Here is an 11700-nt window from a genome sequence, read left to right on the forward strand (position 1 = left end):
CCTTTGGGGGTTAGTTTTTGGGAGAGTGTGGCTCTTATTCGGCCACTTTATACAAATCGCGGCTGTACCAGTTTTGTTGAATATTGTTCATCGGCCAGCCTTTCACCTGCGTATTGAGCATAATCACCGACGTGTAGTGATAGATCGGAATCACCGGCATATCGCGCGCCAGGATTTTCTCAATTTCCGTGTAGATCGGGCCAGGCTTTGAAGACACTTTGGCGTCGGCCATCATCTGATCGACCTCGTCATTCACATAGTTTGCCCAGTTTTGGGGACTATTTGAGGTGTAAAGGTCGAGGAAAGTTGAAGCTTCGTTGTAGTCGCCAATCCAGGCATAACGCACCATGTCGAACTCATCATTACGTGCTGTTTCCAGCATGGTCCGCCATTCCATATTGTTCAGCTCAGCATCTACATTCAGCTTTTGCTTCCACATTTGCGAAATGGCTGTCGCAATCTTTTTGTGGGTTTCCGACGTGTTGTAGAGCAGCTTGAAGTTGAGTGGATTGTCGTCGCCATATCCAGCTTCTGCCAAAAGCGCCCGCGCTTTTTCATCGCGTTCTGCTTGAGACCAATTGCCATAATCGGTGTCAGGATCGGTAAAGTCTGCTGTGGCCAAAGGCACCACATTATAGGCTTCGCGCTGACCGCCTTGCAGGATATTCTCCACAATCACCTTGCGATCAACCGCATAGGAGAGGGCTTTACGCACCCGCACATCTTTGAAGGCTTCAGGGCCGTTATCAGCCAAGTTGAAGCTGTAATAATAGGAGCCGAGATAAGGCAAAGACAGCGTTTCGTCCGGGCGTTCTTGCTTAAGTCGCGTGAACTGGCCAGACGGCACCGCAGTCATATCCAACTCGCCCGCATTATAGCGCGTGAAGGCGACATTTTCTTCGCTGATCACATAGGTCAAAACCTTATCAATGATGGTTTCATCATTGTTCCAGTAGTAGGGGTTGCGCTCACGTACGGTCCGCTCATTCAACACCCATTCGGTCAGCTTATACGCCCCGTTTGAGACCATATTCTCTGGCCGGGTCCAGTCGTTGCCATATTTTTCAACGGTCGCTTGGTGCACTGGGAAAACGGTGGCCAATACGGTCATTGATGCGAAATAGGGCAACGGTGTGGTGAGGCGCACTTCAAAGGTATAATCGTCAACAGCGCGGACGCCCAACTCTGATTTATCCTTCTCACCAGCTAGAATTTCGCTGGCATTTTCAATTGCCATCAATTCAACATACCAAGCGTAGGGCGAGGCCAGTTCCGGATCAATTGAGCGTTGCCACGCATAAACGAAGTCGTGGGCCGTGACAGGATCGCCATTGGACCATTTTGCATTTTCACGCAAATGGAATGTGTAGACATCATTCGTGTCGTTCACGTCCCAGCTCGTGGCCACACCAGGCACCAAATTGCCGTCTGCATCTTGATTGAGCAGGCCCTCAAACAGATCGCGCGCGAAGGCAAAGCCCATCACTTCTTCCATCATTTGTGGATCAAGCGTTGGAATGCCGTCCAGCAGGCGGTAGGTAAAAACTTGTTCCTCAGCAAGTTTTTCGCCCGTGTCAGGGTGCGTCATCGCCGCAAGGCTTGGCGCAGCGATGCCAGTGGCCAACAACGCGCCCAAGGAAACGGCTCTCAGTAATTTAGAAAATTTCATATGTCCCTCCATTATTTTTCGTGCTTTGTATCAGCACTTAATTGCAAGTATTGTATTGCAATTTATGTTATTGTATTTAAATAATTGGAGTCTGACAAGACGTGTTTTGATGTCGACACGGCAATCGTGGGCCGCGCAAATTGCAGCAAAACGGAACGCACAATTTGTCAAATTTGGATTGAGGGATTTTCTGCTCGACGCTCGCGCATCGCGAGGCTCATCGCCCTAGAGCGCAAATTCTTTTTGTGCCAGCCAATAGGCCCCATCAAGCGCGGTGCCTTTGGCAGCATGGCAAATCGCCTGATAGGCCGCTGGCATAAGTTTTTGATAAGTTGGACCGAGCCCACCCAAAAAGCATAAATGTTGCCCCGGCACGTCAGCAGCAGCGCCGATCGTTTCGCACAGCATGGCGACAGCGCGGTCAAAAATTTCAACCGCAACTTTATCCTGTTTTTCATAAGCTGCGACCAGGAGCGGAGCGAGTTTGGCAAAATCTGCAGCGTGAGCGTCGCGGGCAAAAGGCACCATCGCTTTGGGCGTTCCCTCGAACCGGTCCAACATTTGAGCGGTTAGCTCACTTCTGGGTCCCACATCATCATAGGCGTGGATCGTCGCCCGCAGCATTTCACGCCCCAACCACGCGCCACCACACTCGTCACCCAGGATAAATCCCCAGCCGCCAACCCGGCGCACCTGGCCTTGATTGCGCCAGACGAAAAATGAGCCGGTGCCCAACATCGCCACCAACCCATCCTGCTCGGTGCCCAATGCGGCGGCCAAAGTCACATCTACGTCTGTGGCCAGCTGCATTTTTTTAAAGCCGAATGAATTGATGAGGTCTTGTCGTTTGGTGCTGGCCCCTGCCCCGGCTAACGCCACATAGGCATAGTCCTGCGACCAGCAGGATGTCGGCCGGCCCGCCTGTTGATATACTGACTGGGCCAAAGCATGAAGGTTGGCCGATGCGGCCGCAAAGTCTGTGCTTAAATTGGCTGGCCCACCATTGCCCGTGGCCAACACGTCACCGTCGATAGTGCAAAGCCGCGCCCGTGCGCCGCTGCCGCCCCCATCGATCAACAGCAAACAAGATTGAATATTGTTCATGCCGCTTTATTTTGCCTTTGCCAACGCCTGACGTAAATGTCCACCTGCTTGGTCGATTTTTGCACGCGCCGCAGCCGCATCCAAGCCAGTTTTGCAGATCAATATCGCCACTTTAACGTCCCAATTGGCCGCCACCAAGGCGCGCAAGGCAACTTCTTTGTCTGCCTCGGTCAATTCACGCACAAGATTCAGCGCACGCGCGCGCAATTTCTCATTGGTGACATTGAGATCAACCATGCGGTTTTGGTAGCATTTGCCATAACGCACCATCGCCCCAGTGGAAATCATATTGAGCACCATTTTTTGCGCGGTACCAGATTTTAGGCGTGTTGATCCCGCCAGAATTTCCGGGCCAACTTCTGGCGTGATGGCGATGTCGGCTTGCTGATCCAAAGCACTGCCTGTATTGCACGAGACACCAACAGTGACCGCACCGCGCTTTTTCGCCTCGTCCAGTGCCGCCAACACATAAGGCGTGCGGCCAGAAACGGCGAGGCCAATCACAAGGTCATGTTCGCCGACTTTGGCCGCATCAAGGTCTAGTGCCCCTTGCTCTCGGTCATCTTCGATGCCTTCCTGGGCCTCGAAAATCGCGGCTTCCCCGCCTGCAATAATCGCATGAAACATGCTCGGGGATGCCGAAAATGTGGGGGGAATTTCTGATGCATCCAAAACGCCGAGGCGGCCACTGGTGCCTGCGCCGACATAAATGATGCGCCCTCCAGATATGAGGGCATGGTGCGCTGCATCAATAGCTGCGGCGATAGGTTCAAGCACCTTTTCGACCGCCGTTGCAACAGTTTGGTCTTCGCTGTTCATCACTTTCGCGATATCCAGCGCAGACATTTGATCAAGCCGTTCAGACCGGGCATTATTGCCTTCTGACGCCAACCCCTCAAGAGTAGACGATAGAAGCAATAGATTATCTTCGGCGGTTTTGTTATGGTCAGCAGTCATATTGGAATTATGTATTCCTATAAAATTTACGTCAAGAATTTATTATTCTTTGCCGTTCTTTTTGCACGCTTCGGTTAAAACATCAAGAAACGAAAGCACGTCGCATATGCAGAATGCCCAAAATCTGATCTCTCATCTAAATGCCATTGTTGAGGATTTATCGCAAAATGAACAGCGAATCGCCCATTGGATTTTGAACGAGCCGTCAAAGGTCACCACCATGACCTCGCAAGATTTGGCGCAGCAGTGCGGTGTGAGCCAGTCCAGCATTATTAAATTTTGCAAAAAAGTCGGCCTATCTGGATTTCCAGCGCTTAAGATTGCTTTGAGCGCGGACGTCGCACGCGCCCAAGATGCGGAACAGATTCACGGCGATATTTTTAGCGACGACCCGCTGAGCGAGGTGGCGCAAAAAATGTACAACAGTAAAGTTGCAGCACTATCAGAGACGCTAAGGGGCAATTCGAGCGAACAATTGGCGCAAGCTGTGGATAAGCTTGTTGAGGCAAATCGAATTATCATTCTCGGTGTTGGTGGCTCCGCACTTGTCGCGGCCGACTTCGCCTCGAAATTGACCAAACTGGGCAAAGCTGTCGTGCAAGGCAATGATGCGCATGTGCATTTGGCCAATTTGGCACGCTTTGATGAAAATGATTTGCTGTTCCTTATCTCTTACTCTGGTAAAACCAAGGAGATCTTGGTGGCGGCAGAATATGCTCGGCAACATGGTATTCCCACGCTCTATCTGGTTGGTCCCGGCACGAATATAGAACCCATGGCCCATGAACTGCGCTTGCGTTGCCTGGCCAGTGAAAACCTTGTCCGCTCCTCTTCCATCGCGACGCGCACGGCGCAATTGGCAATCACAGACCTCCTTTTCATTCTGCATGCCCAACGGGCAGAGGACATGCCCAGCAAGATACAAGACAGCCAGGCCCTGGTTAATCGAATTAAATAATCTTTCCCAACAGCCCGTCAGTGATTTTTTATTATTGACATAATGAAATAAGAATTTAATATTCCTAACAAGAAGAATGGGACGTAAAGCTGGGCGTTCAGCGCGGGCGATTGGAATAAAAAATCACTTCGCCAGGTTTAACCCTACTTTTCGACCATTCTCTTCACCCCAACTCTTGGCACCCCTAAACGCCAGTTTTCACTTTGAGGGAGGAAACCAAAAATGAAATCAATTCGTAAAATCGCCAGCATGGCGGTACTCGGTGTGGCGACATTCGCCTATGCCGGTACAGCACTGGCCCAAACAGAACTCGACTTCTGGTCTTGGAGACAAGAAGACGTAAAAGCTTACAATGAAATCATTGCAGCTTTCGAAGAGCAGAACCCTGACATTAAAGTCACGTTCACTGCGCATGAAGCCACAAGCTACAACACCATCTTGACCACTGCGCTGGCTGGTGGTGCGGGCCCAGACATTATGCACACCCGCTCATATGGGTCGCTGGAAGCGATTGCCGCGCCTGGTTATTTGGAGCCATTGGATGGCCAGATCGATTTGTCTGCTCTAAGTGCAGATGAGCTTTTGGGCACCACTTTGCGGGCCGATGGCCATGTTTATGCGGTGCCTTTCGCGTCGCAAACCATCGTTGTTTTCTACAATAAAGATTTGTTTGAAGAGCACGATGTTGCTTTGCCTGAAACTTGGGACGAGTTTTTGGCCGCATCACAAAAGTTTAAAGATGCTGGCGTGATCCCATTGGCCAACGGCCTTGCAGATGCATGGACCATGGAAATTATGTCTGGTGCATTTTTGCCGAACTTTTATGGCAAAGATTTCTTTGGCGAAGTCACATCAGGTGCGACGGACTTTGAAGACGAGCGTTTTGTAAACGCTTTGGAAAAGTTCTCAACGCTGAAAGAATTCATGCCGCAAGGTTATGAAGGCGTTGACTACGCAACCATGAAGCAATTGTTCAATGTTGGCCAAGCTGCGATGTTTGTGGGTGGCTCATTTGACATCCCAACCTTTGTAAATGCTGGCGTGAACTTTGACATTATGCCTGGCCCTGCTGCTGAAGCAGGTGGCCCGCGCATGGTCGCCACATGGCTCGATGGCGGTTATGGCGTGAATGCCGCTTCTGAAAACAAAGAAGCTGCGCTGAAATTCATCCAGTTCACCGCAACACAGCCTTTCGCGCAAATGTTGACCGACAAATTGGCCAACGTGCCTGCGGTTGATGGTGCCGAAATTTCTGATCCAATGTTGGCGAAAGTTTCCGCCATGCATGAAGAGGCAACGCCTTACATCATGTTGGTTGCATTCCGCTTCAACACACCAACGGGTTCAACGCTGCTGCAAAACGGCTTGCAAGAATTGTTCACAGGCAAAAAGTCTGCTGAAGAAGTTGCTGCTGACATCAGCGAAGGCATCAAAAGCGCCGAATAAGGCGACATAAACACGACCGAAGGGGATATGTCCCCTTCGGTATTTGGCCTAGGCTTTGAGAGCGGCCACACCTCATTCCATTCAAGATTTAGGGCAACAGAAACATGGCAACAATTGAATTGCGCGACGTGACCAAAGACTTTGGCGGTGTACAAGTTATTCATGGCGCGAACCTGTCGGTTCAGGACAATGAGTTTGTCGTTTTTGTTGGTCCCTCTGGCTGCGGCAAGTCAACATTGCTGCGCCTTCTTTCCGGGCTGGAGGAGCTTAGCTCCGGCGAAATTTATATTGATGGCGAACGCATTGACCACTTGCCCCCTGCACGGCGCGGCTTGGCGATGGTGTTCCAATCCTACGCGCTTTATCCGCACATGAATGTGCTTCAAAACATGTCCTATGCGCTCAAAGTTGCGAAAAAGAGCAAGCAAGAAATTGAAGAAAAGGTGCATGCTGCGGCGGAGATCTTGCAGCTCACTGAGTTACTGGACCGTAAGCCCAAGGCGCTTTCCGGCGGCCAGCGACAAAGGGTTGCGATCGGCCGCGCGATTGTGCGTGATCCAAGCGTATTTTTGTTTGATGAGCCTTTATCAAACCTTGATGCGAAATTGCGGGTGCAAATGCGCCTTGAGCTGACGAACCTACACAAGCAATTGCAGTCGACCATGATTTATGTGACCCACGATCAGGTGGAAGCCATGACCATGGCCGACAAAATTGTGGTGATGCGCGCGGGCAATATTGAGCAAGTTGGCCCTCCGCTGGAACTGTTTAACAAGCCAGCCAACAAGTTTGTCGCGGGCTTTATCGGATCGCCTGCCATGAACTTCTTCCATGGGCAGGTGGTTGGCGTGAACAACGCCACCTATGAAGTGAAGCTGGAAAATGGTGCGCAATTTACCTTCACTGCCCAAAACAGCAATTTGGCAGAAGGCGATGAGGTCGATCTCGGCGTGCGGCCCGAAGATTTACAACCCGGCACAGGCGGCCATGGCACAATGGCCGGCACCGCGACAGCGGTTGAGCGACTGGGCGCACAGACTTACGTTTATTTGCGCTCGCCCATCGAGGAAAGCATGATCATCCACCACGCAGGCGATCTGGACGTGCAGTCAGGCGAACAGATTGATGTGAGCTTTGACTTGAAGAGCTGCCATCTGTTTGGCCCGGACGAGCAACGCATCGAGTTTGAGGGGTAAAGGGATGGCACAACTTACCAAATCTATCAAAACCCCGTTTGACAATGCGGTGGTGCGACGCCGCCAGATGCGCAAGCTCTGGCTGGCGTTTTTGCTGTTCCCCGCCATGGCGATTTTGCTGACCTTCGTGTTCCTGCCGATGGCCTCGGCCATTTGGTATTCGGTTTACGAATGGGACGGGCTGGTGCGCGGGGAATTTATCGGCTTGGGCAATTTCCAAGAGGTTTTGTTCGACCCGCGCAACAACAAATTTTTGATCAATGCGTTTTTCAACAATGTGAAAGTGTTTATCGCCCTCATGGTGTTTCAAAACGGGTTGGCACTCATTCTCGCGCTATTCCTGGCGCGTGAGCCTAAGGGCTACCGCTTTTATCAAATTGCGTTCTTTTTGCCGGTGATCCTGTCGACGGTGATTATTGGCTTCCAGTGGAAATTGTTCCTCAACCCCATCTTTGGCTTGGTGAACACTTTGCTGCGCAATGTGGGGTTGGGCGACTGGGCTGTGCCGTGGTTGGGCCTGCCTGAAACGGCATTGGGCGCGATGATTTTGGTAAATGCTTGGCACTGGGTGGGGTTCCCAACCCTAGTGTTTCTTGCTGCCATCCACCGCATTCCAAAGGATTTGATTGAGGCGGCGCGGCTTGATGGCGCCAGCGAATGGATGATTGCCCGCGACATCATTTGGCCGTTGATGGCCCCTGCGGTCACCATCATTGTGGTGTTGACCTTTATTGGCTCGTTCAACTGGTTTGAAATTCCCTATATTATGGGTGGTCTTGAAGGCTCGCCTTCCTATTCCACCGACATGTTGGGCCTTCTGTTCTATCGTACAGCCTTTGGTTCTGTGAGCGCGGGCAATTCAGATTTCGGCACAGGTTCCGCCCTTGCTGTACTGATCTTTATCTTCATTTTCACCTTCTCGACGATCGCCACGCGCTATCTCACCAGCCGCGAAGTGGAGCTGAGCTAATGGCCAATGTAATTAAAAAACCCGGTGATCTCGGCAGCTGGTTGATGCATATTTTTCTCGGTGCAAATGCCGTTATTATGCTCTATCCGATCCTGATGATGGCCCTGTCGTCTTTCAAGACGAACAAGGAGATTTTCACGTCGCCATTCAGCCTGCCGCGAAGCTTTAGTCTCGACAATTTTGCGGTGATCTGGTCGCAAACCAATGTGCCACGCTATTTTATCAACTCCACCATTGTAACCGGCTTGTCGGTTTTGGTGTTGCTGGTGGTGGGCACCATGGCTGCCTATGCATTGTCGCGTTATAAGTTCAAAGGCAATATCATGATTTCGCTGTTCTTTTTGAGCGGTCTTATGCTGCCTTTGCGCTTGGCGATTATCCCGCTGTTTATTCAGCTTAAAGCCCTTGGATTGGTGGACAATCTTTTGGGTCTGATTTGCATTTACACGGCCATGTCTTTGCCCGCCACCGTGTTTATCATGACGGGCTTTTTACGCTCGTTGCCTTCTGAATTGGAGGATAGTGCACGCATGGACGGGGCCAGCGAGTTCCGCATTATGGTGGAAATCATGGTGCCCCTGATCACCCCTGCGATGGTGATTGCGGGCATTTATAATGCGGTGCCGATTTGGAATGATTTCTTCTTCCCGTTGATCTTTATCCAGTCACCCGAATGGAAAACATTGGCGCAAGGGTTGACCGCATTCTTCGGCGAATATTCGGTCAATTATGGCGTGCTTTATGCCGGACTGACGCTTGCCGCCCTGCCGATCATGTTGGTGTTTATTGTGCAGTCTCGTCGCTTCATTGCAGGCATGACGGCCGGGGCCATCAAGTAGGACAACATGGCCACGATTGAAGATTTGGTGCAGCGCCACATCGCTAAGGGCACATTTCCCTGCGCGGAGATATTGGTGGCAACTGGGGACAAAGTACGCTTTCATCAAGCCTTCGGTTTTATGGAGGGGAGCGATATTGCCCCGTTGAAGAAAGGCGCAATGTTTGATCTTGCGTCGCTCACCAAACCATTGGCCACGGCCAATCTGCTGGTGCAATTGGTGCGGGAAGGTCGTATCGGATTAGACGACCCTGTCAGCGATTATCTGCCCGAATTTATCGCCGGGCGGCACACTTCCATCAGCGTACGCCAACTGGCCTTGCACCAAGCCGGCTTGCCCGCAGAGGCCCCTTTGGCCAAACAGGCAGACAGTGCTGACGCCGCATGGCAATTGATCTATCGAATGCCCCTCGCCTATGCGCCGGGCAAAAAGGTGATTTATTCTTGCCTTGGCTATTTGTTGCTGGGGCGGATTATTGAGCAGGTGCTCGATATGTCGCTTGATGAAGCCTTTGCCGCGCGTATTGCTGGGCCACAAAAGCTACAACACACCTTCTTCAGTCCTTTGGAAGCCGCGCCGCATTTGCCCGAAATTGTGCCAAGTGTGCCTGCCATTCGGTCCAGCGGATTTATCCGCGGTGTCGTGAATGACAGCACCGCTCGCCGATTGGGCGGCAAGGTGGGCAATGCGGGCCTCTTTTCAACTGCGCCAGACGTACAGAAAATGACGTGCGCACTACTAGATGCAGCAGATCCGTTGATTTTTGAAAACGGCAACGGTCCAGGTCTTACCCCACGCACAATCGGCTTTGAATTTAATGATCCCGACATTTTGGGCTGCAGTTGTGGCGATCAGTTTTTTCCCGGCGCTGTCGGCCATACCGGATTTACCGGAACGTCTTTGTGGATGGAGCCGCATTCCAAACTGATTGTGATCGCGCTCACAAACAGGGTCTATCTGTCGTACCGCGATACAATTGAGGCGATGCGCACATTCCGTGCTGAATTACATGCCACCGCTAAAAAAGTTTATGGCGTATAGCACCATAAAGACGGTGTAAAACAATCCCGCCGCAACCATCAGCCCATTGGTGACCAGTCTTGGGCGCACGCCCTCGGGCAGATTGAGATTGAGCGCAAAGGTGGTAAACACGATAAACGGCGTGTGCACAGCCGCAATAATGCCGGAAAATGACATGATTTTAACCGGGTCTCCAATGGCCAAGATCAGCGCGGTTGAGGCTACGCCGGTAATGCTCACGAGATAAAAGATTTTCAGCGCTTGCCGATATCCCATTTTGGACGGACGCCAAAACACCATGGGGTGCATCCATTTCGGCGGCGCCTTTTCCTTGACCTGTTCATCGCCCCCTTTTTCGTAACCACTGAGCGGTAAAAGCAAAGTGATGTCGGCAAAGGAGCGAGCCCAGCCATCCTGATTGGCAATGACACTGCCGCCCAAAATAACGACAATCGCCATCATCATGACCCAATAGCCGAGTGATCCCCATATTTCAGAAAGAAGCTTTGTGAGTTGCAGCGCCACATCCACACCCGACGGCACAATGCCTTCAGGCTTGAGCAGTTCAACGCCCAACACCAGAAAACTGGTGATGGTCAATGTGCCGATCAGTACGCCAATAAGCGCGGTGTTCGACATGGTACGCATCCAGGCTTTCAAGCCATCTATCGCGGCATAATAGTCCTTTTCGGAGCGGCCTTCCTCTTCAACATCGTCGACATCTTCGCCCTTATGCAACTCGCCCACAGCACCGCCATAACCTTTGGTGGCCACCCAATAGGAATACCACAAGATCCCCATGGACCCGGCGAGTATGGTGCCGACCCAAGGCAAGATAAAAGGGATGTCGAGATTGTCAGGAATGTTGGGGGCAAGGCCCGCGGTGAAGCTTTGCAGATCAGGCTTTGATTGAAGGGCAGCCAAAAAGGTCACCACAACCATGATTAGCGCAAAAATCTGCGCCACGCGGGAAACCCATTTGTAACCCCCGAACCCCACAAGAAAGACTGAAGCCCAGAGCAATGCGATCGACCACAAGACCAAGCCGCCCGGCAAGACAGTCTTAAGGGCGCTACCTGCCAAGCCAGAAAGCCCTGCCACGCCGACAGCAGCAGCAAATAATTGTGGCACGAAAATCAACCACAAAGCCCAGTTGCGGGGGCCGGGCAAGGTGCTAAACCCATCGAGCACGGTACGCCCGGTGACCACCGAAAAGCGTCCTGCCTCACGGATCATAATCCACATGAGAAAACACACCATCAACAACAGCCACAAGAACGAGTAGCCATATTCCGAGCCAATACGCGGTGTGAATAAGATCGAACCAGACCCAACTGAAGATATGGCCCACAGGATACCCGGTCCCCACCATTTGACACGGTTTTTACCTTGTGGTGCTTCTGGCACAAATGAGCGTATTTGAATGGGCTGTTGTGGCACTTTGACTCTGGACGTCGATTTAAAATTTCAGGGCACTGTCGCGAAGATGCAGCCGCCGTCCCCCGGACGGCAGCTATTGTTTAAATGCGACGCCTACTGAA

10 protein-coding genes are annotated in these 11700 nt (G+C 51.7%); 6 read left to right on the forward strand and 4 right to left on the reverse strand.

From position 1 onward, the window contains the following. Nucleotides 1-34 precede the first annotated feature (34 nt). From G549_RS0104615 to murQ, 3 genes are all read right to left on the reverse strand, one after another. Nucleotides 35-1669, reverse strand: coding sequence for a peptide ABC transporter substrate-binding protein (locus tag G549_RS0104615; protein WP_027834039.1), 1635 nt, complete (start codon nt 1667-1669; stop codon nt 35-37). Nucleotides 1670-1894: 225 nt separating this feature from the next. Next, a complete protein-coding gene (locus G549_RS19050) occupies nt 1895-2773 on the reverse strand; it encodes a glucosamine kinase nucleotide-binding domain-containing protein (RefSeq protein WP_051213360.1) in 879 nt (292 codons plus the stop codon). A gap of 6 nt (nt 2774-2779) precedes the next feature. Beyond that, nucleotides 2780-3730 (reverse strand): N-acetylmuramic acid 6-phosphate etherase, encoded by a 951-nt coding sequence (gene murQ, locus G549_RS0104625; protein WP_051213362.1) that lies wholly within the window; start codon nt 3728-3730, stop codon nt 2780-2782. Between the two features lie 106 nt (nt 3731-3836). On the opposite strand from murQ, the gene G549_RS0104630 reads away from it, so the two are divergent. From G549_RS0104630 to G549_RS0104655, 6 genes are all read left to right on the forward strand, one after another. Further along, a complete protein-coding gene (locus G549_RS0104630; protein WP_051213363.1) occupies nt 3837-4688 on the forward strand; it encodes a MurR/RpiR family transcriptional regulator in 852 nt (283 codons plus the stop codon). 222 nt (nt 4689-4910) lie between these two features. Beyond that, nucleotides 4911-6134, forward strand: coding sequence for an extracellular solute-binding protein (locus G549_RS0104635; RefSeq protein ID WP_027834042.1), 1224 nt, complete (start codon nt 4911-4913; stop codon nt 6132-6134). Between the two features lie 104 nt (nt 6135-6238). After that, nucleotides 6239-7330: an ABC transporter ATP-binding protein gene (locus G549_RS0104640; protein WP_027834043.1), complete on the forward strand. Its 1092-nt coding sequence runs from the start codon at nt 6239-6241 to the stop codon at nt 7328-7330. A 4-nt stretch (nt 7331-7334) separates the two neighbouring features. Further along, nucleotides 7335-8300, forward strand: coding sequence for a carbohydrate ABC transporter permease (locus G549_RS0104645; RefSeq protein ID WP_084633974.1), 966 nt, complete (start codon nt 7335-7337; stop codon nt 8298-8300). Then, complete coding sequence (locus G549_RS0104650) at nt 8300-9139, forward strand: carbohydrate ABC transporter permease (protein WP_051213365.1); 840 nt, start codon at nt 8300-8302, stop codon at nt 9137-9139. The genes G549_RS0104645 and G549_RS0104650 overlap by 1 nt, the downstream gene beginning before the upstream one ends. Before the next feature lie 6 nt (nt 9140-9145). Then, nucleotides 9146-10180, forward strand: a complete 1035-nt coding sequence (locus tag G549_RS0104655) for a serine hydrolase domain-containing protein (RefSeq protein ID WP_027834046.1) — start codon at nt 9146-9148, stop codon at nt 10178-10180. On the opposite strand, the gene G549_RS0104660 is transcribed toward G549_RS0104655, so the two are convergent. Continuing rightward, nucleotides 10145-11566 carry an Nramp family divalent metal transporter gene (locus G549_RS0104660; protein ID WP_169449604.1) on the reverse strand — a complete coding sequence of 474 codons (1422 nt, stop codon included), beginning with the start codon at nt 11564-11566 and terminating at the stop codon, nt 10145-10147. The genes G549_RS0104655 and G549_RS0104660 overlap by 36 nt on opposite strands. Between the last annotated feature and the right edge of the window lie 134 nt (nt 11567-11700).

The organism is Maritalea myrionectae DSM 19524 (assembly GCF_000423365.1).
Classification (GTDB): Bacteria; Pseudomonadota; Alphaproteobacteria; order Rhizobiales; family Devosiaceae; genus Maritalea; species Maritalea myrionectae.

What these genes read in the sequence shown, in the direction of transcription:
- G549_RS0104615 (WP_027834039.1), bottom strand. Translation starts at nt 1,669, where the DNA reads ATGAAATTTTCTAAATTACTGAGAGCCGTTTCCTTGGGCGCGTTGTTG.
- G549_RS19050 (WP_051213360.1), bottom strand. Translation starts at nt 2,773, where the DNA reads ATGAACAATATTCAATCTTGTTTGCTGTTGATCGATGGGGGCGGCAGC.
- murQ (WP_051213362.1), bottom strand. Translation starts at nt 3,730, where the DNA reads ATGACTGCTGACCATAACAAAACCGCCGAAGATAATCTATTGCTTCTA.
- G549_RS0104630 (WP_051213363.1), top strand. Translation starts at nt 3,837, where the DNA reads ATGCAGAATGCCCAAAATCTGATCTCTCATCTAAATGCCATTGTTGAG.
- G549_RS0104635 (WP_027834042.1), top strand. Translation starts at nt 4,911, where the DNA reads ATGAAATCAATTCGTAAAATCGCCAGCATGGCGGTACTCGGTGTGGCG.
- G549_RS0104640 (WP_027834043.1), top strand. Translation starts at nt 6,239, where the DNA reads ATGGCAACAATTGAATTGCGCGACGTGACCAAAGACTTTGGCGGTGTA.
- G549_RS0104645 (WP_084633974.1), top strand. Translation starts at nt 7,335, where the DNA reads ATGGCACAACTTACCAAATCTATCAAAACCCCGTTTGACAATGCGGTG.
- G549_RS0104650 (WP_051213365.1), top strand. Translation starts at nt 8,300, where the DNA reads ATGGCCAATGTAATTAAAAAACCCGGTGATCTCGGCAGCTGGTTGATG.
- G549_RS0104655 (WP_027834046.1), top strand. Translation starts at nt 9,146, where the DNA reads ATGGCCACGATTGAAGATTTGGTGCAGCGCCACATCGCTAAGGGCACA.